Source organism: Kosakonia oryzae, assembly GCF_001658025.2.
In the GTDB taxonomy this organism is placed as follows: Bacteria; Pseudomonadota; Gammaproteobacteria; order Enterobacterales; family Enterobacteriaceae; genus Kosakonia; species Kosakonia oryzae.
In genome coordinates this window covers 22,991-44,802 of record NZ_CP014007.2, presented here as the reverse complement: position 1 = coordinate 44,802, position 21,812 = coordinate 22,991, and the positions used below count along the sequence as shown (strand labels likewise).

The window sequence follows — 21,812 nt, the reverse complement described above, 5'->3', positions numbered from 1 at the left end:
AACTGCCGGGGAGCCCCGGCAGTTGTTAGTGTTACTTGACGATTTTCACATCCGGCAGGCTACCGGTCAGTCCGTTGTAGATATCCGGCTTAAAGCCGGTGACGCGGGCGCTGCTGGCCGACAGAATCTCGCGGTTACCCAGCAGAATCGCCGGTGGATCGTCCGCCAGCACTTTATACAGCTGGTGATAAATCGGTTTGCGTTTTTCCACATCCAGCACCGCATTGCCCTCGTTGATCAGCTTATCAACCTGCGGATTGTTATAGCCGGACTCTTTCGCTTCCGTGCTGTAGTAATCCCACACGCCATCATGCGGATCGTTGAGCGTGCTGGTGCTGAAAGAGGCCAGGTCATAGTTGCCCGCTTTACGCTGCGCCATCAGGGCGTTGAAATCCACCACCTGCGGTTTCAGCAGCACGCCAATCTGCTGCCAGTTCTCTTTGGCGATGGGGATCAGTGCATCGTTCAGCACTTTCTTGCTCACCAGCAGCGTCAGCTCCAGGCGTTTACCGTCTTTCACGCGGATGCCATCCGGCCCCGGTTTCCAGCCCGCTTCATCGAGCAGTTTCTTCGCCTGCGCCGGGTCGAATTTGTACGGGTTCACGCCGTCGGTGTTATACGCCCATGAAATCGGGGCGATAGGTTCAATCGCTACTTTGCCGTAGCCCTGATAAACCACATCGATCAGCTTCTGGCGGTCAAGGCCGTAAATCAGCGCCTGACGCACTTTCACGTCCTGCAACGCCGGGCGACGTACGTTGAATTCCACTTTGCTGTAGTCGCTGGAGCCATACAGGTTGATATTGGCGAAGCCCAGCATTTTCAGTTGTTCGATATCATCCGGACGCGAAGTAAACGCGTCGTAATCGGTTTCGCCGGTCTGGAACAACTGGAAGTTAGTGGACGGGTTGGTCACGCGGTAGATAAAGCGCGGCGTCGGCGGTGTGCCACGGTAGAAATGGGTATTGGCGTGGAAACGAATCTCCTGGCCCGGAATATATTTTTCATAGACATACGGCCCGTTGCCCAGCGGTTTACCGTGCAGCGTGCGCAGATAATCGAGGTTGCCGCGTTGATACCCTTTACCGTAATACGCTTTCGACAGCACCGGGCCGCCGATTTTCGCCAGCGTTGTCGCACCTGGCTGCGTGGTGGTGACCTGTAAGGTCAGCGGGTCGATCACTTTCAGGCCGCTAACGCTATCAGCTTTCCCGGCTTTATACTCCGCGCCGCCCGCAATATTAGCGAGGGTGATATCGGTATCGCCATCGTATTTCGGGTCATACAGCACGGTCAGGGTAAACGCCACGTCTTCGGCGGTCAGCGGCGAACCGTCGCTGAAAGTCAGGTTCGGGCGCAGCTTAATGGTATAGACCTTGTTGTCCGGGCTGACGCTCCAGCTTTCCGCCAGGCCAGGCACCAGATTGCCGTGGCTGTCCCAGTCGATCAGGCGTGAGAAAATCACGTTGGTGACGTTCTCGTCCCAGCCGTTAACAAAGAAATAGGGGTTAAAAATACCCTGCGGTTCAGAGATGCCTGCCACCACCGTGTCTTTACGCAGCTTAGCCGCCGCCGGAATTTGGCTGGCATCGGTGGCTGGCGTAATGCCCTCTTTTAAGGGTTCATCGGCGAAAGAGGCTGAAGAGAAAGCCACCAGGCTGCTGAGTAACGCGATTTTCAGCGCCAGAGTAAAGCGCGTGGGTTTTGTTTTTAAGCTATTCAGTAAGCTGGACAAAATTGCTCCCTCATCAAATGATTGCGTGGAATTTACAAATCATGACGAACGATAAAAGCCGCACCGCACCCTGTCTAACAACGAAAAAATCTGGCTTATAGCAAATTGTCATTAGTAAATTAATGGCAAATCAATGCCATTAATTTGCTAAGTGGCTGGCAAACCGTATTGTGCCGACGAGTTAAGGAACCCGCAGAATCCGGTCAAAACCCTCTCTGGTCGTAAGCGCTTTCATGGGTGGTTTTAATGACTGAGGTCGCTTTATCGCAGTGAAAAAAAACAGGCAAACAGAAAGAAGCGCTTCCTGTTTGCCTGTGGCTGCATGCGTGGTTAATTACGTTACTGAGGAATAACGTCCGTAGCACAGAACTTTGCGATTGGCTTGTTGGCTAATTATATTCAGAGCTAATAAGGATCCGCTGATTTAAGTCATCAAACTCATCGGCAAGATAATTCACTTCAAACATACCAAGTTTAATTAAAACATTACCTCTCTTATCATTAAATGCGAGAGAAAGATAAACATTGCCATTCGACTCGATCAATGTTGTTCTGTCAGGGGTCAGCGTTGTATTGCTTTTATCTAACATAATGTTCTCCATTAATATTCCAGTAATTCTCTTCGGCCTTCTATTGCCGACAGTGCTCCGTCAACCAGAGCAAACAATTCATCCTCGCCGGGGTAAACGATAATTTCTGGGGTAATAAAGCTGATGCGTTTACGAATGTCATTAATCACTCTGCCGCTCCAGGCAACGCCTCCGGTGAGGATAATGGCATCGACGCGGCCCGCGAGAACAGCCGCGCATGAGGCGATCTCTTTGGCGACCTGGTAAGCCATCGCCTCAAGCACCTCTAACGCTTTTTGATTTCCATCGCTGATTAGCTGCTCAACATCGCGAATGTCTTTCGTGCCTAAATAGCCAAACACACCGCCTTCACCAATGAGCTTTTTCTTCAGCGCATCATAAGTATATTCACCAGAAAAACAGAGCTTTAATAAAGCCAGGCAAGGGAGACGACCCACTCGCTCCGGCGAGAACGGTCCATCGCCGCCTAATGCGGAATTCACATCAACAATCCGTCCATCGCGGTGAGCGCCGACGCTGATGCCACCCCCCAGGTGCGCAACGATTAAATTCAGGCTGGCATAGGGTTTTTCCACCTGAATGGCGTAACGATGGGCAACCGCTTTCTGGTTAAGGGCATGAAAAGCGCCGACCCGCGATATTTCCGGCATGCCGGAGATTTTAGCGATGGGATCACACTCATCCACCACCACCGGATCGACGGTATAAGCCATATTCTCTTTATCAGCGTCTTTTGCCAGTTCCCAGGCCAGAATTGCGCCGAGATTTGAAGCATGCTCACCGTTAAGACCCACGCTTGCATCGTGTAAGTAGGCGTCGTTAATACGGTAAACACCACTTTCAAGATAGCGGACCAGCCCGCCGCGCCCGACAAACAGATCCATATCTTTGGTTCGGAAACCATGCTCATGTAACATGCGAAGAATGATTTCTTTGCGGAATTGTTTTTGTTCCAGGATATTTGAATACGGGCCTAACTCAGCTTCGTTATGGCTATATGTCCGGCAAATCAGTTGCGTTCTGTTGTTATAAATCGCCAACTTAGTTGAAGTTGATCCAGGATTAATGACCAGAATATACATAACTAGTCCTTACACTGAGCTATTGCACAAGCAATAGAAAAATACTTCGTGGTGGCCGTGTCCGAGCGCGAAGTAAATACCACGGGAGCGGAAGTACCTGTCAGGACACTGGCGCTTGAAGCGCTGCCGAGCTGCATCACGGTTTTATAGAAGACGTTTGCGCTGTTGACATCGGGCAGCACGATTAAATCAACATCGCCGCCGACCCGCGTATCCAGCCCTTTATGCCGACAGGAATCGTGGCTAAACGCCAGATCGACAGAGAGCGGCCCTTCAACAATGCAGTTTTCGAAACGTTCTTCGCTTAATTCCGCTGCATCTACCGTTGCCTGGATTGCAGGCGTGGCGTGTTCCACGGCGGCGATGAGCGCAACTTTCGGATTACTGATGTCCAGCCGATGGAGTAAATCCACCGACTGCGTAACCATGATTTTTTTATCCTGTTTTGTCGGGGAAATATTAATTCCGGCATCAGTAATAGCGAATAATTTTCTATAAAAAGGACTCTGAATAAAAGCCATCTGCGTGACCAGGCTGGATTCAGCAATCCCGAAGGTCTTATTGAGGATTGCCCGCAGATAAACAGGGCTGTCGACCAGGCCTTTCATTAAAATATCGGCCTTTCCTGACTTCACCAGCTCCACAGCTTTATTACACGCTTGCGTTTTATCGGGAAGATCAATAATTTCAACTTCTCTGATATCAAAATCCAGACGCCCGGCAATAGTGACGATCTTTTCGCGGCAACCAACTAAAATAGCGCGACCTAACCCCTGCACGATGATCATCCTGATCGCATCAAGCGCAAAAGCATCCTCCGCAGCAGCTACTGCAATGGTTTTCTGACTTTTTCTTTTGGCTAACTCTAAAAATGAATCTAGCTGCTTTAGCATAATGGAATGTCCTGAATACTCACTCAAAGCTCAGCAGGCATGAGCCATCATACCTGCTGAAATTCGGCAATCACTTGCCTGTTAACACATATGCTGGCCACCATTAATGGCAATGTTAGAGCCGGTGATATAACCTGATTTATCACCGCAGAGATATAACACAAGCTCTGCGATTTCATCGGCTTCGCCAAGACGGCCAACCGGAATTTGCGCTTTAATATTTTCCAGCACATCATCCGGAATCGCCTGCATCATTTCCGTATTGATATATCCTGGAGAAATGGTGTTTACGGTAATGTTTTTACGCGCGACTTCCTGCGCCAGCGCTTTGGTAAAACCGTGCACGCCAGCTTTAGCCGCAGAGTAATTAGCCTGGCCAAACTGCCCTTTCTGACCGTTAATAGATGACATGTTAATTATGCGACCGCGTTGATTGGTTAACATATTCTCAATCACCGGTTTGGTCATATTAAACATGCTATTCAGGTTAACCTGAATCACCGCATCCCACTGGGATTTATCCATTTTCTTAAATGTGGCATCCCGGGTGATGCCGGCATTATTAACCAGGGCATCAATGTGGTCGTATTTATTCAATACCGAGGCAACGGCCGCCTGACATTGTTCATAATCACTGACATCACAAACAACCGTATCAATTTTTTCAAAGCCTGCGGCTTTTTGCGTTTCAGCCCAGTCATTCAGCCGACCGGCATCATTATCAAACGCAACGACCCGGTAACCTTCTTTAAGAAATCGCAGGCTAATTTTTTCACCAATGCCCCGAATTCCGCCCGTTACCAGTGCAACTTTTTCTTCCATGACCTGTTTCCTGTATCAAATAAAATTCCGGATCGCAGCGTTAATCCATCTCAACCGTGACAGCAATACCCATGCCGCCGCCAATGCATAATGTCGCCAGACCTTTTTTACTTTTCCGGCGCTGCATTTCATGAATTAACGACACAAAAATACGGGCGCCAGACGCGCCAATAGGGTGACCGAGAGCAATGGCGCCGCCATTAACATTCACTTTCGTCAGATCCCAGCCCATTTCTCGATTAACCGCGATAGCCTGCGCCGCAAACGCTTCATTGGCTTCAATGAGATCAAGATTGCTGACCTGCCAGTTTGATTTTTTAAGTACATTTCGGGAAGCTTCAATCGGCCCGGTTCCCATTATTTCCGGTGCAACGCCTGAGGTCGCAAATTCAACGACCCGGCCAAGCGGCGTAATACCCAGTTCTCTGGCTTTTTTCGCAGTAGCCAAAATAACCATAGCCGCGCCATCATTTACCCCGGAAGCGTTGCCGGCGGTTACGGTTCCCTCTTTCTTGAAAGCCGGGCGTAATTTTGCCAGCCCTTCACGCGTAGTTTGCGGACGCGGAAATTCATCTTTTTCAACTACGATGGGTTCTTTACCGGGTTTGATAATAACAACCGGCGCAATCTCGCTGTCAAAACGGGAAGTCTCAAGAGCCGCAGCGGCTTTACGCTGTGAGGCCAGCGCAAATTCATCCTGCTCTTCACGCGTAATGCCATATTTCTCCGCGATATTTTCCGCGGTCATCCCCATGTGATAATCATGGAATGCGTCCCATAATCCATCATTAACCATGCTGTCCTGCATTTGCCAGTTGCCCATTTTCATTCCATTACGGGAGTGAGGGAGAATATGCGGCGACTGACTCATATTTTCTTGCCCGCCCGCAATAATCAGCTCCGCTTCACCGCACTTTAATGACTGATATGCAAGCTGTAATGCTTTCATTCCTGAGCCACAAACTTTATTAATTGTCAGCGCGGGAACATCCTGTGAAATACCGGAATGAATTAATGTTTGTCGCGCTGGATTTTGCCCACACCCCGCCGTTAAAACCTGACCAATGATTACTTCATCCACCTCTTTTTCTGAAATATGAGATTTTTCAAGAAGTGATTTAATCACTATAGATCCCAGTTTAGGTGAAGATATATTGGCAAGGGAACCATTAAGCGAGCCAATAGCTGTCCTTGCTGCACCAAGTATAACAATATCAGTGTCCTTCATTATTTTAGCCTTTCGCTTAATTAAACTAAGGGAATTTTTATCCTAATTAGGTGAAAGGGTACTTTGATTAATGTCAATGTTTGAGTAAAAGCTGACCCATACAATTTATTCAATCTTCAATATGAATTTTATATAAATGCGGCGGTTTCAGGATTGATAGTATTTAAATTTGATAATTCTTATCGCCGCCTACAAAGGATGTTTACATGATATATTTAAACGGAGGTTTTTAAAAAATGACAGAAAGAGCCGAATGTTTACAAACAGGGCAAAAAGCGCAATTTACAAAAAAACTCACTGAAGAAGATGTGATAAATTTTGCAGAGGCCTCAGGTGACATGAACCCTGTTCATCTTGATGATGATGCGGGTAAAAAAAGTATATTTGGCCAACGTGTCGTTCACGGAATTTTGGTAAGCGGTTTAATCTCTGCGGTTATTGCAAATAAACTGCCCGGCAAAGGCTCTATTTATTTGGCGCAAGATCTTAAATTTACCAAACCAACCTTTATTGGCGATACGGTGACAGCAACCGTGGAAATTATTGCTATTGATACGGAGAAAAAACGGGTCAGCCTGAAAACCACCTGCACAAACCAGCATGGTGATGTCGTCATTAAAGGAGAAGCACTTGTGTTATCTCCCGCCGTAAAACACTAACCGGAGATAACACAGTATGAAACCGATTATTCAGGGTAATGTCGCTAAAAATTGCCACCCGGAAGGGCTGCTGAAAGCCATTGATAAACAGATTGCCTATGTCGAATCACACGGCGAGATCTACGGGCCTAAAAAGGTTCTGGTGATTGGCGCATCCTCCGGTTATGGGCTGGCTTCACGTATTGCACTGGCATTTGGCGGCGGCGCCGACACCATTGGCGTCTCGTTTGAAAAAGGTCCTGGTGAAAAGGGCGCTGGCAGCGCGGGCTGGTATAACAACGTGCTGTTTCAGCGCCGGGCGAGTGAGAAGGGGCTGATCGCGAAAAACTTTATTGCCGATGCTTTTTCCGATACCACGCGGCAAAACGTGATTGATTTTATCCAGCAAGAATTTGGCGGGAAAATTGATCTGGTGGTGTATTCCATTGCGTCTGGTATACGTATTCATCCTGACGGTACGCGTTATCAATCAACGCTGGGCGTTTGCGGCCAGGCTTTCTCCGGCCCTGGTTTTGAACTGGAAAGTCAGCGCATGGTAGAACAGACGCTGGAGCCGGTTACCAAACAACAGCTTGCCGATACGGTAAAAGTGATGGGTGGCGAAGACTGGCAGCGCTGGATCACCATGCTGGAACAAGCCGATGTATTAGCCACAGGGTTTAAAACGGTTGCCTATTCGTATATTGGCCCGGAATCAACCTGGCCGCTTTATAAAGATGGCTCTTTAGGTGCTGCAAAAGCGCATTTACATAACACCGCCGATGAAATTAATGCGCAGTTGCAACGTATTAGCGGCAATGCTTATGCGGTTGCTTGTAAAGCGCTGGTCACCAAGGCCAGTGCGTTTATTCCTGTGTTTCCGCTTTATATCACCCTGCTATATAAAGTCATGAAACAGAAACGGTTACATGAAACCTGTATTGAGCAAATGCACCGGCTGATGCTTGATCATCTTTATCCCCCCCTTGGCAACGTGATTACCGATGCCCAACGGTTGATTCGCATGGATGATTATGAACTTCGCCCGGATGTGCAAAACGTGGTGGAATTACTCAGAAAACAGGTGACTGCGGATAACTTTAAAGTCATCGGCGATTTTGCTGGTTATTTGCAGGAGTTTCATGAACTGAACGGCTTTGGCATGGCGGGTGTGGATTATTCGGATGAACTGGATATTAACACGCTGGTGAAAGAATATAGCCTTGCGTAAGGCCTGAGATGCCACTAAAAAAGCCTCCGCATGGAGGCTTTTTCTTTATTAGCGCTTACCGACGTCAGGAATAATTAAATCGCCGCGCACGCGGTACGAACCCAGCACGCTCTGCGTTTTCTCATTCAGCCATGCCACAATGCGCGCCGCCATCGCATCCATTGAATATTCAATCGCCGGGATGGTTGGAATGCCCGGTAAATGCAAGGAGCCAGCAAGGCTGAAGACCATAATGTCGCCCGGCACGGATTTATTAAACGCTTGTAGCTGCGGGATCACGCGCTGCGCTTCCTGCTCGTCAGCTACCAGCAACGCGTTAAAATTCAGCGTGGTGGCATTATTGAGCAGCACCTGCAACGCCACCGATGAACTGGTGTCATCCATAAAGACCAGGTTGCGGTTAAACGGCAGGAAATTGTTTTCCAGCGCCAGTTTGTAGCCGTGCAGTACCTGCTCGGCCGCAGCGGTGTCGGGATGGATAAGCGCTATCTGTCGGCGGCCCTGACTAATCAGGTAGTTACAGGCGGTTTCCGCCGCAAAAGCGTGATCGAATTGAATGCTGTTGGGCGTGGAGTCGATGGACTCTTCGCAATCGACCAGAATCACATTTTCATCTTCAATTTTCAGAGGGAAACGCGCGCCGATAATCAGTACATCGTCGCACAACCCGCAGGTCAGCTCATCCAGCGCGCTCATCACCCCGGCTTTGGTATTGGCGAATCGCAACAGCAAATGTTTCTGGCTCTGGCTGAGATGTTTTTCCAGCGCATACAGGTAACCGGTGGTCTGGTTAATATTCTCCTGAGCGCAAATCACCCCGATGCAGCCTGTCGACTGGCTGAGCAATGACTGGGCGATAACATTGGGCCGATAATTCAGCTCTTCGACCGCTTTCAGTACCGCGAGGCGACTGGCTTCCTTAACGCCGCGCGAACCACTCAACACCCGTGAGACTGTGGCTTTGGAGACCCCAGCTAAACGTGATACATCGTTGATTGTAGACATCTTTCTCCCCTGAGCGGCGCGTAGCCTGCGCCTGAAAATTCGTCCTGCAAAATCGGTTCAATCTATAACCACTCGCAGTATAGCGGTTTCCCTTTTTGATGGAAACCGATTTTCCATTTCACCTCTTTTGCTATCAACGAAGCGCAAAATTCCGTGATGTAAATCCAATAAAAAAGCCTTATGGGTAGTAGATGTTGATAGCTATCACACTTCTGTGGAGAAAAAATGGAAACCGGTTTCCATATGATATCCAATCATCCCCGCAATAACTTTTTACACTTCGAGGATGGTTAACGATGTTCAGGATTATGTTGTGCTGCTCTGCCGGGATGTCCACCAGCTTGTTGGTGAGGAAAATGCTTGAGGCGGCGAAGGAACGGGGGCTGGAAGTGGAGATCGACGCGTACGGCGTCGCGGAATTCGACACGCAATTTCCGCGTTATCAGGTCGTGCTTCTCGGACCGCAGGTTAAGTACATGTTAAATACGCTGTCAGAAAAGGCCGCCGCACACGGCATTCCGGTTCAACCCATCAATCCGATGGATTACGGCATGCAACGCGGTAATGAGGTACTGGACTACGCTTTGTCGCTGATTGAAGCGGCGCATTAAAAAGGTGTTCTTATGAGTTCCTTATATCAATCAATGATTACGCTTATTGAGCAATCCATTACGCCGCTGGCCGGTCGTCTTGGACAGCAGAAGTACGTTATCGCCATCCGCGACGGTTTTACCGCTGCGCTGCCGTTTATGATCATCGGCTCCTTTATGCTGGTGTTTATCTTCCCACCGTTTTCCGCCGACACCACCGTCGGTTTCGCCCGCGCCTGGCTCGATTTCTCTACCGAATACCGCGCGCAACTGATGCTGCCGTTTAACCTCAGCATGGGGGTGATGACGTTTTTTATCTCCGTCGGAGTTGGCGCCAGCCTCGGTCGTCAGTTTAACCTCGACCCGGTGATGACCGGCCTGCTGGCGTTTATGGCGTTTCTGCTGGTTGCCGCGCCGTATGCGGACGGCAAAATCTCCACCCAGTATCTCTCCGGTCAGGGCATTTTTACCGCCTTGCTGACCGCCATCTACTCGTCGCGCGTTTACGCCTGGCTCAAACAGCACAACATCACCATCCGTCTGCCGAAAGAGGTCCCAACTGGCGTGGCGCGTTCGTTTGAGATTTTGATTCCGGTAGTGGTGATCATCGGTACGCTGCACCCGCTGAATCTGTTTATCGAAGCGCAAACCGGGATGATTCTGCCACAGGCGATTATGCACCTGCTGGAGCCGCTGGTTTCCGCCTCTGATTCCCTGCCCGCCATTCTGCTCTCCGTGCTACTGTGCCAAATCTTCTGGTTCGCCGGTATTCACGGTTCGCTGATTGTCACCGGCATCATGAACCCGTTCTGGATGGCCAACCTCTCCGCCAACCAGGCCGCGCTGGCGGCTGGCGCTGCGCTGCCGCACGTCTATCTGCAAGGCTTCTGGGATCACTATCTGCTGATTGGCGGCGTGGGGTCGACCTTACCGCTGGCATTCCTGCTGCTGCGCAGCCGCGTCGCGCATCTGCGTACCATTGGCAAAATGGGCGTTGTGCCAAGCTTCTTCAACATCAACGAACCGATTCTTTTCGGTGCGCCCATCATCATGAACCCGATGCTGTTTGTGCCGTTTGTCTGCGTGCCGCTAGTTAACGCCGTGCTGGCTTACACCGCGACAAAAATGGGCCTGCTGGCACAGGTGGTTTCGCTGACGCCGTGGACAACGCCTGCGCCAATTGGTGCCTCATGGGCGGCGAACTGGGCCTTTAGCCCGGTGGTGATGTGTCTGATTTGTATGGTGATGTCTGCCCTGATGTATCTGCCGTTCCTGCGGGCGTATGAACACTCGCTGATGAAAGCGGAAGAACAAAAAGCGCAGACCAGCGCACCGATGACGGAAACCGTCCGCAGTAATTAAGCCGTAACGCATTAGCAGTAACGAAAAGGAGTCGGTAATGAAATACGTTTTTCCCGCAAACTTCTGGTGGGGCAGCGCCTGCTCGGCACTGCAAACCGAAGGGGAAAGCCTGCAAGGCGGTAAAAGCGCCACCACCTGGGATACGTGGTTTGCCCGCGAACCGTGGCGTTTTCACCAACAGATTGGGCCGCAGGAGACCTCGACGTTTTACCGTCACTGGCGGCAAGACATCGCGCTGTTGAAGCAGCTTAATCACAACAGTTTTCGTACTTCGCTGAGCTGGTCGCGCCTGATCCCGGATGGAACCGGTGAAGTGAACCCGCAGGCGGTCGCCTGGTACAACGACGTCATCGACGAACTGCTGGCGCAGGGAATTACGCCGTTTATCACGCTGTTTCACTTTGACATGCCGATGGTGATGCAGGAGAAAGGCGGCTGGGAAAGCCGCGAAGTGGTTGAGGCTTTTAGTCGCTACGCGCAAATCTGTTTTGAACTGTTCGGCGATCGGGTGCAGCACTGGTTTACCTTTAACGAGCCGATCGTGCCGGTCGAAGGCGGCTATCTGTACGATTTCCATTATCCGAACGTGGTGGATTTCAAACGCGCGGCGACGGTGGCGTACCATACGGTACTGGCTCATGCCAGCGCGGTCAGAGCGTTTCGCGCCGGGCACCACTCCGGCGACATCGGCATTGTGCTAAACCTGACGCCATCTTATCCGCGCTCGCAACATCCTGCAGATGTGAAAGCGGCACACCACGCGGATTTGCTGTTTAACCGCAGTTTTCTCGACCCGGTACTGCGCGGCGAGTATCCCGCTGACCTGGTGGCGCTGCTCAAAGAGTACGATCAGCTCCCCGCCTGCCAGCCGGAAGATATCTCGCTGATTGCAGAAGGGAAAATCGACCTGCTCGGCATCAACTATTACCAGCCACGGCGGGTAAAGTGCCGGGACAGCGCGGTTAATCCCGATGCGCCATTTATGCCGGAGTGGTTGTTTGATTATTACGAAATGCCAGGCCGTAAAATGAACCCGTATCGCGGGTGGGAAATTTACGAGCCCGGTATTTACGATATTCTCACCAATCTGCGTCTGAATTATGGCAACCCACGCTGTTTTATTTCTGAAAACGGTATGGGCGTCGAGAATGAAGAACGCTTTATTGAAAACGGACAAATTAACGATAGTTATCGTATTACCTTTGTTCGCGATCACCTGAAATGGCTACATAAAGGAATCAGCGAAGGCTGTAATTGTCTCGGCTACCATATGTGGACATTTATTGATAACTGGTCATGGTGTAACGCATATAAGAACCGCTACGGTTTTGTGCAATTAGATCTGGCAACTCAGCAACGCACTATTAAGAAAAGTGGAGAGTGGTTTGCCGCCACCGCCGCGCTTAATGGTTTTACTCAGGAATAATGATTATGGTCGCACTTGAAGAAGCGGTAATGGAAATTATCGTCAACGCCGGACAGTCGCGAAGCCTGTGCTTTGAGGCGCTGCGCTCGGCCAGGGAGGGCAATATTGAAGAAGCCCGCAGCCTGCTGCGCGAGGCCGATGGTTATTCACGCCAGGCGCACAAAATGCAGACGCAATTGATTGAGCAGGATGCCGGGGAAGCTCGTCAGCCAATGACATTAATTATGGTGCATGCCCAGGATCATTTAATGACATCATTATTGGCCCGCGAATTATCCGAAGAAATCATTCAATTGCATTCATTATATCGGCAGTAATAAATGGAGAATTGATTACGGTAAATCTTAATTAATCTGTACCCGACTCTACAAAATAAATATTAGTTTTTGGTGATGGCAATATTTTTACCCTGCCAGCGCAGGGTAACTATTGTCTGCGAATAACTTACTAAATTGAGATAACCATGAGAATAAATAAAATACTTCCAGTGGCGCTGGCGGTTGCGGCCACCCTTTGCTCTGGCTCCGTCTTCGCACAAGAATTTACGCAAGAGCAAATCGATGCCATTGTCGCCAAAGCGGTCGATAAAGCGCTGGCGGAACGGCAGGCTAAAATGGATGCCGCCATCAATAAAAAAGCAGATGTCATTGTTGAACCACAAACCACCGCCCAGGAACCGGATAAAGCCATTCCTTACGGCGTGAAATTCAGCGGTTATGCCCGCTACGGCGCGCACTTCCAGTCTGGCGATCAGAAATATGTCGGCGTCGATGGTTCCTATAATGGCGCCTCCGCCATTGGCCGCCTCGGTAACGAAGGCAACGGCGGCGAGTTCCAGCTCTCCAAGGCATTCAAAGGCGATAACGGCGCAATCTGGGACGTTAACGTGATGTTCGATCACTGGGGCGACGAAGTTAACCTGAAAAAAGCCTATGCCGGGGTAACCAACTTGCTGGCCTCGAACCCGAATGCTTACTTCTGGGCGGGACGCGACTTCCACCAGCGTCCGCAACAGGGCATCAACGACTACTTCTGGATGAACCATGATGGTCAGGGTGCCGGGGTGAAAAACTTCGATATTGGCGGCGTGCAATTTGACGTAGCCGCCGTGGCCGCCGTGGAATCCTGTAGCCCGGAAGTGCTGGAGGATGAAGCCAACCCGTCACGCATTACCTGTACGGGCGGTTCGAACGTCGGGGACAAGGGTAACTATGCGGTCACCTCGAAAATTCACGGCATGAAGGTCGGCCCGCTCGATCTGGAGATCTATGCCAACTACGGCTTTGACTCCAAAGCGATCGAAAGCGAAGACCGCCTGCGCGCCTGGCAGGGCGGCGTGGTACTGAGCCACACCAATGACCACGGCGTGAACAAAGTGATCGCCCGTTATTCCGATAACGCGGACAACAGCGTATTCAACAAAACCGACGATCTGACGGCGATTTACGCCAGCTTCGAAGGCAACTACAAGTTCAGCCAGCAAACCCAGGTGGAATACCTGCTGGCCTTCCACGATTACGATAACAGTGCCAACAAAGCCGATAACCGCCGCAACTATGGCGCGATTATTCGCCCGATGCACTGGTGGAACGATGTCCATTCAACCTGGCTGGAAGCCGGTTATCAGCGCGTTGATTATGACAATGGCGGCGATAACCACGGCTGGAAATTGACGCTGTCGCAGAACATCTCGATTGCGATGGGGCCGGAATTCCGCCCGATGCTGCGCTTTTACGTGACCGGCGGCGAAGTGGATAACAAACGTACCGCGCGAGTCAATGGCACCGACGACAGCACGCTCGATTCGTTTAACGTTGGCGCGATGTGGGAAGCCTGGTTCTGATGATACGCCGGAGGCGGCGAACCTGCCGTCTCCGTTTCTCATGGCGGAAAATATATTCTCGCGAGAAGATAAATATCTTTTTTATCCAATGTTACTTAACGTAAAAATGCCAAAGAATTTACCTTAAGGTGTAGCAATAACTTTCTCTTTTCATTTTTTATTACTGCAAAAAACGGCAGTGAAAATAATTAGCAAGCTATTTAATTTAATTAGTTAGTCATTTCTTGCAAAGAGCGCCTCGCTTTAGCGGGAATTGTTCCTGTTACAAAAACAACCCTCCATACCATACCAGTTTATCTATAACCAAATTGCCACTTAATAAAATCACCGAACTAATAATGGTTGGAGGAATTTCTCTTATGCAAAAAATATCCCGAAGAGGCTTCATGGCTTTTGCAGCGGGCGGTACGGTCATGTTAGCTGCGGGACAAGCGCTTGCGCATGATGACACTGTAAAAACTTATCCAGTTGGACAACGCGATCCCGGACCACACGATCCTATTCGTGAAGGAGAAAACCCGGATATCGTAAATCCACCCGCAACGGATAGTGGTACGTTACCGAATCTGCGTTATTCCTTCAGTGATTCACATATCCGCAAAGGAAGCGGAGGCTGGACCCGGCAAGTTACCCAGCGCGAATTAGGAATATCCACGACTATTGCTGGCGTGGATATGCGACTGAACGCGGGCGGGATCAGGGAACTTCACTGGCATAAGGAAGCCGAATGGGCATATATGCTCTATGGAAACGCACGAGTTACCGCGTTTGATACTAAAGGAGGATGGTTTGTCGATGATATTGGTCCTGGCGATATATGGTATTTCCCGTCGGGTATTCCGCATTCCATTCAGGGTCTCGGCCCCGATGGTTGTGAATTTCTTTTAGCATTTGATAGTGGCGGATTTGATGAGGACAGTACCTTCCTGCTCTCTGACTGGTTTAAACATGTTCCACCTGAAATATTAGCGAAAAACTTTCAGGTTCCTGTGGCAACATTCGCTAATCTCCCTTCGCCCGCGAACGAATATATATTTGCGGGTAATGTGCCCGGTTCACTTTCATCGGACAGTATTAAAGGGTCAATGAAATCAGATATTGCCTTTACCCATCACATGCTCGGTCAGGATCCCATAAAAGCACCGGGAGGCACTGTCAGAATAACGGACTCCTCTAATTTTCCGGTGTCTAAAACCATTTCCGCAGCCTTAGTTGAAGTACTACCCGGCGGGATGCGAGAACTCCACTGGCATCCGAATAATGACGAATGGCAATACTATCTCGAAGGCGAAGGAAGAATGGGTGTTTTCGCGTCGTCAGGCCAGGCCAGAACGTTTGACTATCGGGCCGGAGATGTGGGCTATGTTCCTTTTGCGATGGGGCATTACATCGAAAATACCGGGAACTCGCCGCTGCGTTTTCTTGAGCTGTTTAAAAGCGATTACTATGCCGACATTTCACTCAATCAGTGGCTGGCAAATACGCCGCCGGAATTAGTGAAGCAACACCTGCAACTTGATGATAATTTTATGAAGGCGCTAAATCTGCAGAAAAATCCTCTCGTAAAATAACCGACTCACACGCAATGTACTGCTCTATCAGCAAGAGGTCGCCTGAAGCGACCTCTCCTTACGCGGCCACACGGCTGGAAGTTCGGTACACCACCAATCAACTCTTCAGTGCTGCCGCTCTCGCCGTCACGCTTTTACTCGCACTTTCGCCGCCACCAGCAGCGCCGTCAGCAGCATCAGGCTACCGGAGAGCACCAGCGGCGACAGCAAACCATAATGGTCCAGCGCGAAACCGCCAATCGCCGCGCCACAAGTGTTGGCAAGCTGAATCACCGCCACCTGAATGGAACCGGCTTTTTCCGCCTGATCGGCAAGCGTACGGGTGATCCAGGTTGACCAGCCCACCGGCACCAGCGCAAAACCCAGCCCCCAGACGATGGCGATCCCCGCAGCAACGACTTTATCGCTGCCCCACAAAATCAGCACCAGCGCGCTGACAGCCAGCGTCAGCGGTGCAAGAGCGAGCGCCATTTTGACCGAACGCTTCATCACCACCGAAGAGAAGGACGTTCCGACAAAACTGGCGATACCAAAGCTCAGCAGCACCAGCGTTAAGCCATCGACACTAAACCCGGCCAGGTTCATATACACCGGACGAATATAGGTAAAGAACGAGAACTGCCCGGCGAAGACCATAAAGATGGCGATCATTCCCGCCAGCACACCGGGGCGTTTCAGCAGGCCAAACATGTTCTCATGATGTTCGGTTTTACCCGGCAGCGACGGCAGCGCCCGCCATACCCAGAGAATGCAGATCGCCCCCATCAACGCCGCGCCGTTAAAGACATTGCGCCAGCCGATAATGCCGCCGAGGAAGCTGCCCAGCGGCGCGGCGATCACTAACGCAATCGACACCGCGCCAAAAATCACCGACAGCGCTTTCGGCACGGTACGCATCGGCACCAGACGTATGGTCAGCGAAGCCGACATCGCCCAGAAACCGCCGAGCGCCAGCCCCAGACAGGCGCGGCCTGCCAGCAGCAGCATAAAGTTAGTGGCAAAAGAGACCAGCAGGCAGGAGAGGGTCAGCAGCACCGCAAAGGCGATCACCACATAACGCCTGTCGGCGGCGCGGATCACCGTTGTAATAAACAGGCTGGCAAACATAGCCACAAACGCGGTTACCGTGACCGTTTGCCCGGCAACGCCTTCGGAAACGCCCAAATCCAGCGCCATTGGTGTCAGCAGGCTCACCGGTAAAAACTCCACGGTGATCAGACAGGCAACGCAAAAAGCCACCGCGAAAACGGCTGACCAGTTAGGACGGATTACCGCGTCCGATTGCGCCACAGTTTGCTCACTCATTTGTCACCTGCTTAGTTATTCGTCGTGAAGGTCGCGCAGTGTAACATTCATCATCTGTGACGCAATTAACAATTCGGCAACTCATTTTATGATGGGGATCAGTGCAGCCAGTGGACGCCCTCTTGCGGAATAAACTGGGCGTTATAACGCAACTGGAAGTTGTTCAGTTCGATGGTATCCGGCTCCAGCTCGCGTAAAAACCCGAGCGCCAGCCGCACCTGCGCATCGGTTATCGGTGCGGCAAGCCGCGCTTTTTGCATCAGCCGGTGCCAGTATTGCAGGTTCTGTTCGCTGCTATCGACAATGGAAACCTGCCAGATCAGCAGCACCTGCGCTGCATTTTGCAGATGTGCTTCATCCGGGCGCGCCAGGTAACTTAAGTACTCGTTGCCCGCCGTTTTGCCCATCTGATCCATCATTGATTCCACCGGAACAGGTTGAATGTTAAGCCGGTCGGTGAGACGGCGGATCGCCCGCCGGGAATCAGAGGTTAACACTCTGAAGCCAATCACAAAAACAACCACCAGCGTTGCCAACATCAACCAAATCATACCTGCTCCCGGCGCGTAAAAAAGGCTCATCATACGGGGAAATCCCCTCTGACGCACAGCCGTAAAGACAGCCGTAAGCCGACAGTTAATTATCGGCTTACCGGGCGCTTCGCATAAATAGCGCGATTACTCGAAGAATTGCCCCAGTTTGTTAAACACGCCTGGATCGCTCTGATGACGGATGATTTGCACCACATCTTCCAGTTTGTCGATCTGGCTTATCATCTGCTCCAGCCGCTGGTCGTTGGCAACCTGTAGCCAGATGCGGCTCTGTTCACCATTTTGTAGCGGTAAACAGAGAATGCCTTCCACGTTGAACGCTCGTCGCGCAAAGAGCCCGCAAACATGCGTCATGACACCCGGATGGTTACGCACGGTGAGTTCGAGAATGACGTTATCAGTTGTTTGCATGGCTTATTCCCCCACCATTTCTGTATTTGCCGCGCCCGGCGGTACCATCGGATAAACTTTTTCTTGCGGGTCGATACGGACATGGATCAACGCCGGGCCAGGACGGGCGATGATCTCCTGCAACGCGGCCTGCGGATCGGCGGCGGCGTTTAAATCACATGTTTGCAGGCCGAAACCTGCGGCGATCTGCATAAAATTAATCATTCCCGGATAAGTTGCCGCAAACACGCCCGATTTATAGAACAGGCTCTGCTGCTGGTGAACCAGCCCCAGCGCTTCGTTGTTCATCAACACGATCTTCACATCGAGGTTATTCTCTGCGGCAGTGGCCATTTCCTGAATATTCATCATCAGGCTGCCGTCGCCGGAAAAACAGATAACTTTGCGATCCGGGTTCGCCAGCGCGGCGCCAATGGCGGCAGGAAGCCCAAAACCCATGGTGCCCAGCCCGCCGGAAGTCAGCCACTGGCGCGGACGGTTAAGCGGATAAGCCTGCGCCGTCCACATCTGGTGCTGGCCCACATCGGTCGTAATAATGGCGTTATCGTCCACGCAAGCCGCAACGGCGTTGATCAGACCGTAGTGGCTCAGCGGATCACCACCCTGCGGAATGGCGCCCGGAAACTCGCGTTGCAGTTGCTCAACCGTGTTACGCCAGGCGTGGCGGGAGTGCGCCTCAACGTGCGGGATCAGCGCGTCAAGCACTTCACCGACATCGCCCTGGATCGCCACATGGGCCTGCTTCACTTTGCCCAGCTCCGCGCGGTCGATATCGACATGGATAATTTTGGCATTCGGGCAGAACTGCTCCGTTTTACCAATCGCCCGGTCATCAAAACGCGCCCCCAGAACCACCAGTAAATCCGCCTCTTGCAGGATAAAGTTGGTGCTGCGTGCGCCGTGCATCCCCAGCATGCCCAATGACAGCGGGTGTTGCTTCGGCAGCATGCCGAGCGCCATCAGCGTCATGGTAGTCGGCAGATTGGCTTTCTCCGCCAGATGACGAACTTGCTGCGGCGCATTGATTACCCCGCCGCCGAGATAGAGTACCGGGCGCTGCGCGGCATTGATCATCTCTGCGGCTTCGCGTACCGCCTGCGCATTCCAGGCCGGAGCAGGGGCTTTGTAGCCAGGTTCCGGCAACTCGCTCAGGGTGATTTCCGCCGTCTGCACATCTTTAGGAATATCTATCCACACCGGGCCGGGGCGGCCAGACTGCGCAATGCGAAACGCATCGCAGATCACCTGCGGCAGTTCAGCGATATCACGCACCAGGTAGTTGTGTTTGGTGATGGGGATAGAGATGCCGTAAGTGTCCACTTCCTGGAACGCATCGGTGCCGATCATCGAGGCGGGTACCTGGCCGGTAATGCAAACCAGCGGGATGGAATCGAGGCGCGCATCGGCAATGGAGGTCACCAGGTTGGTCGCTCCCGGCCCGCTACAGGCCAGACAGACCGCTGGTTTACCCTGCGTACGCGCCATGCCCTGCGCAATAAAACCTGCGCCCTGCTCGTGGCGCGCCAGCACATGGCGAATCTGTTTGCTCTGGCTGAGCGCGTCGTACAGCGGCAGAACCGTACCGCCAGGAATACCGGTTACCGTGGTGATGCCCTGTCGTTCCAGTAAATGAACAATCAGTTGCGCGCCAGTGTAGCGCGTGGGTTGTGATGTGCTGCCCGAACTTGCCATGCTCCAGTCCTTTTCTTCTGGGCCAGCTTTCCGGAGGGTGTTGAACGAAAAACCCCGCCGGTTTGCGCCGGCGGGGTTTTGGAATCGTGTGTTGTTCCGGACCCTACGGCGCATTGCCGACGACCACCACCACACGCACGACGACCACCGCGGCGTTATGCGCGGTTTTTAGTAGGTTCATCGACATTGTGGAAGCGTTCATTAGGGACCTGTCTGTCATGTAATTAACAGGATTTATACAAACACAGGATTTCGTCGCCGACAACTGCTTTTTACGCACCCGCAGAAAACTGCGCGGCGGATCACGTTTGGTTATGCAGCCGCTGAAAACAAAAAAACCCCGCCGGAGCGAGGTTTTTATACAGTTTTTTGCGGTTGGTGGCCGCAAACACACTGCGTTACGTCAACAGGGAAACTATACGCGGAAACAGGCCGCCGTGCAATTTTCAGGCGTTTTTTCCCGCATTGAGTATGGATCAAGGTCAAAATTTCGTCCAATAAATACTGTATATATAAACAGTGTTAATATATACTGACCTTGCTAATCGGTGTGCAGGGGCCGCAACTCTACGGCGCAAAGAAGTCCTGGCTGAAACGGGTGGTGCCGTCAGCGCCTTAACCCCTAAGTGAGCACACTGCGTTACGCCAACAACACGGCTGACAACAGGCAGCGGAAAGGTAAGCCAGCCGGTGCTCCTGAACCAGAGGAGACGCGTATGAGCGGAATGGAACTGTTTATTCTGATCCTGAAACTCATTGTTGCTTTGTTGCAACTGCTTGAAGCTGTCCTGAAATTCCTGCGTTAATTCAGGTTCAAGCCGCACCAAAGAGGGGCGGGCAACCGCCCCTCTTTAACACCGCTAATATGGTATCCGCTGCGGTCGGCATGTTACATTTTGTTGACAACTCACTCGCCCGGGCCACCATGACACTCTCCGTTTTCTGCATTTTGCTGTTTGCCGCTCTGCTTCATGCCAGCTGGAATGCCATCGTGAAATCCGGCAGCGACAAACTCTATTCGGCGATTGCCGTTAGCGGTTCCGCTGCGCTGATCGCACTGATTTTGTTACCCTTCTCACCACAGCCGACGCTCGCCAGCGTGCCTTATCTTGCCGTCTCGTGCGCGTTGCAGGTGGTTTACACGGTGCTGGTGGCGAAAACGTACCAGGTTTCGGATATGAGCCAGACCTATCCGCTGATGCGCGGCACCGCGCCGCTGTTGGTGGCGCTTGTCAGCGTGCTGATCCTCGGCGATTCACTTTCTGGCGTGGCGTGGGGCGGTATTGCCGTGATCTGCCTGTCGATATTGGCGATGGCGTTTAACGGACGCACGCGGTCCCGCAAAGGGATCTGGCTGGCACTGATTAATTCGGGGTTTATCGCGGGTTACACGCTGGTCGATGGCACCGGCGTTCGTCTTGCCGGTTCTGCGCTGGGTTACACATTATGGACCTTCTTCCTCAACGGTTTTTGCCTGTTGTTCTGGGCAATGCTGGCGCGGCGGCAAGAGGTGACGCGTTATCTGCTCGCCAACTGGAAAAAGGGCATTCCCGGCGGCATCGGCACCATGGGTTCTTACGGCCTGGCGCTGTGGGCAATGACGCAAGCGCCGCTGGCGGTGGTTGCTGCGCTGCGCGAAACCTCAATTCTGTTCGGCGCGCTGATTGCCTTTGTTCTTCTCAAAGAGCAGGTTGCCGGGCTGCGGATTGCTGCCGCTTGTGGCATTGCCGCTGGCGCGATACTGCTGCGCCTTTCCTGAAACTTACTGGCAACAAAAGTTGCCGAATGTTGTCTATAAAACCTGCCTCTCTCCTGCCTGTCTTTGCACCGGATAATT

The 21,812-nt window shown here is 51.7% G+C and carries 22 protein-coding genes; 10 read left to right on the top strand and 12 right to left on the bottom strand.

Annotated elements, in window-relative coordinates; all coding sequences use genetic code 11:
- Positions 1–31 precede the first annotated feature (31 nt).
- From AWR26_RS00210 to AWR26_RS00185, 6 genes are all read right to left on the bottom strand, one after another.
- Entirely contained in the window at positions 32–1,735 is a 1,704-nt protein-coding gene (locus tag AWR26_RS00210) for an ABC transporter substrate-binding protein (RefSeq protein WP_043956034.1), read from the bottom strand.
- A 389-nt stretch (positions 1,736–2,124) separates the two neighbouring features.
- Entirely contained in the window at positions 2,125–2,325 is a 201-nt protein-coding gene (locus tag AWR26_RS00205) for a hypothetical protein (RefSeq protein ID WP_139227960.1), read from the bottom strand.
- A gap of 11 nt (positions 2,326–2,336) precedes the next feature.
- Positions 2,337–3,407 (bottom strand): butyrate kinase, encoded by a 1,071-nt coding sequence (buk, locus tag AWR26_RS00200; RefSeq protein ID WP_064562610.1) that lies wholly within the window; start codon positions 3,405–3,407, stop codon positions 2,337–2,339.
- Positions 3,408–3,409: 2 nt separating this feature from the next.
- Complete coding sequence (locus AWR26_RS00195; RefSeq protein ID WP_064562607.1) at positions 3,410–4,300, bottom strand: phosphate acyltransferase; 891 nt, start codon at positions 4,298–4,300, stop codon at positions 3,410–3,412.
- A gap of 81 nt (positions 4,301–4,381) precedes the next feature.
- Entirely contained in the window at positions 4,382–5,122 is a 741-nt protein-coding gene (gene phbB, locus AWR26_RS00190; RefSeq protein ID WP_064562603.1) for an acetoacetyl-CoA reductase, read from the bottom strand.
- A gap of 40 nt (positions 5,123–5,162) precedes the next feature.
- Complete coding sequence (locus tag AWR26_RS00185; protein WP_064562600.1) at positions 5,163–6,350, bottom strand: acetyl-CoA C-acetyltransferase; 1,188 nt, start codon at positions 6,348–6,350, stop codon at positions 5,163–5,165.
- A gap of 236 nt (positions 6,351–6,586) precedes the next feature.
- Between AWR26_RS00185 and AWR26_RS00180 the strand changes: the two genes are divergently transcribed.
- On the top strand, positions 6,587–7,009 hold the full coding sequence (locus tag AWR26_RS00180) for a MaoC family dehydratase (RefSeq protein WP_064562597.1): 423 nt from the start codon (positions 6,587–6,589) through the stop codon (positions 7,007–7,009).
- A 16-nt stretch (positions 7,010–7,025) separates the two neighbouring features.
- Positions 7,026–8,219 (top strand): enoyl-ACP reductase FabV, encoded by a 1,194-nt coding sequence (gene fabV, locus AWR26_RS00175; protein WP_064562595.1) that lies wholly within the window; start codon positions 7,026–7,028, stop codon positions 8,217–8,219.
- Positions 8,220–8,267: 48 nt separating this feature from the next.
- Here the strand turns inward: fabV and AWR26_RS00170 are convergent, their stop codons facing one another.
- Entirely contained in the window at positions 8,268–9,224 is a 957-nt protein-coding gene (locus AWR26_RS00170) for a LacI family DNA-binding transcriptional regulator (RefSeq protein ID WP_064562592.1), read from the bottom strand.
- Positions 9,225–9,520: 296 nt separating this feature from the next.
- Between AWR26_RS00170 and AWR26_RS00165 the strand changes: the two genes are divergently transcribed.
- The 6 genes from AWR26_RS00165 (at position 9,521) to AWR26_RS00140 (ending at position 16,016) form a co-directional block, all read left to right on the top strand.
- On the top strand, positions 9,521–9,835 hold the full coding sequence (locus AWR26_RS00165) for a PTS sugar transporter subunit IIB (RefSeq protein WP_064562589.1): 315 nt from the start codon (positions 9,521–9,523) through the stop codon (positions 9,833–9,835).
- Positions 9,836–9,847: 12 nt separating this feature from the next.
- Positions 9,848–11,176 (top strand): PTS sugar transporter subunit IIC, encoded by a 1,329-nt coding sequence (locus tag AWR26_RS00160; RefSeq protein WP_064562586.1) that lies wholly within the window; start codon positions 9,848–9,850, stop codon positions 11,174–11,176.
- A 37-nt stretch (positions 11,177–11,213) separates the two neighbouring features.
- Positions 11,214–12,602 (top strand): glycoside hydrolase family 1 protein, encoded by a 1,389-nt coding sequence (locus AWR26_RS00155; protein WP_064562583.1) that lies wholly within the window; start codon positions 11,214–11,216, stop codon positions 12,600–12,602.
- A gap of 5 nt (positions 12,603–12,607) precedes the next feature.
- On the top strand, positions 12,608–12,919 hold the full coding sequence (locus AWR26_RS00150) for a PTS lactose/cellobiose transporter subunit IIA (protein WP_175518632.1): 312 nt from the start codon (positions 12,608–12,610) through the stop codon (positions 12,917–12,919).
- A gap of 146 nt (positions 12,920–13,065) precedes the next feature.
- Positions 13,066–14,445 (top strand): carbohydrate porin, encoded by a 1,380-nt coding sequence (locus AWR26_RS00145; protein ID WP_064562580.1) that lies wholly within the window; start codon positions 13,066–13,068, stop codon positions 14,443–14,445.
- Between the two features lie 359 nt (positions 14,446–14,804).
- Positions 14,805–16,016: an oxalate decarboxylase family bicupin gene (locus AWR26_RS00140; protein ID WP_064562577.1), complete on the top strand. Its 1,212-nt coding sequence runs from the start codon at positions 14,805–14,807 to the stop codon at positions 16,014–16,016.
- 126 nt (positions 16,017–16,142) lie between these two features.
- On the opposite strand, the gene nepI is transcribed toward AWR26_RS00140, so the two are convergent.
- The 5 genes from nepI to ivbL form a co-directional block, all read right to left on the bottom strand.
- Positions 16,143–17,321: a purine ribonucleoside efflux pump NepI gene (nepI, locus tag AWR26_RS00135; protein WP_064562574.1), complete on the bottom strand. Its 1,179-nt coding sequence runs from the start codon at positions 17,319–17,321 to the stop codon at positions 16,143–16,145.
- 98 nt (positions 17,322–17,419) lie between these two features.
- On the bottom strand, positions 17,420–17,872 hold the full coding sequence (locus AWR26_RS00130; RefSeq protein WP_007369421.1) for a DUF1198 domain-containing protein: 453 nt from the start codon (positions 17,870–17,872) through the stop codon (positions 17,420–17,422).
- A gap of 126 nt (positions 17,873–17,998) precedes the next feature.
- Positions 17,999–18,283, bottom strand: coding sequence for an acetolactate synthase small subunit (ilvN, locus tag AWR26_RS00125; protein WP_064562571.1), 285 nt, complete (start codon positions 18,281–18,283; stop codon positions 17,999–18,001).
- A gap of 3 nt (positions 18,284–18,286) precedes the next feature.
- Positions 18,287–19,975 (bottom strand): acetolactate synthase large subunit, encoded by a 1,689-nt coding sequence (ilvB, locus tag AWR26_RS00120; RefSeq protein ID WP_064562568.1) that lies wholly within the window; start codon positions 19,973–19,975, stop codon positions 18,287–18,289.
- A 103-nt stretch (positions 19,976–20,078) separates the two neighbouring features.
- Complete coding sequence (gene ivbL / locus AWR26_RS00115) at positions 20,079–20,177, bottom strand: ilvB operon leader peptide IvbL (RefSeq protein WP_139227959.1); 99 nt, start codon at positions 20,175–20,177, stop codon at positions 20,079–20,081.
- A 514-nt stretch (positions 20,178–20,691) separates the two neighbouring features.
- On the opposite strand from ivbL, the gene tisB reads away from it, so the two are divergent.
- Positions 20,692–20,781, top strand: coding sequence for a type I toxin-antitoxin system toxin TisB (gene tisB / locus AWR26_RS00110; RefSeq protein ID WP_064562565.1), 90 nt, complete (start codon positions 20,692–20,694; stop codon positions 20,779–20,781).
- A gap of 119 nt (positions 20,782–20,900) precedes the next feature.
- Positions 20,901–21,734, top strand: coding sequence for a DMT family transporter (locus AWR26_RS00105; protein WP_064568927.1), 834 nt, complete (start codon positions 20,901–20,903; stop codon positions 21,732–21,734).
- Positions 21,735–21,812 lie beyond the last annotated feature (78 nt).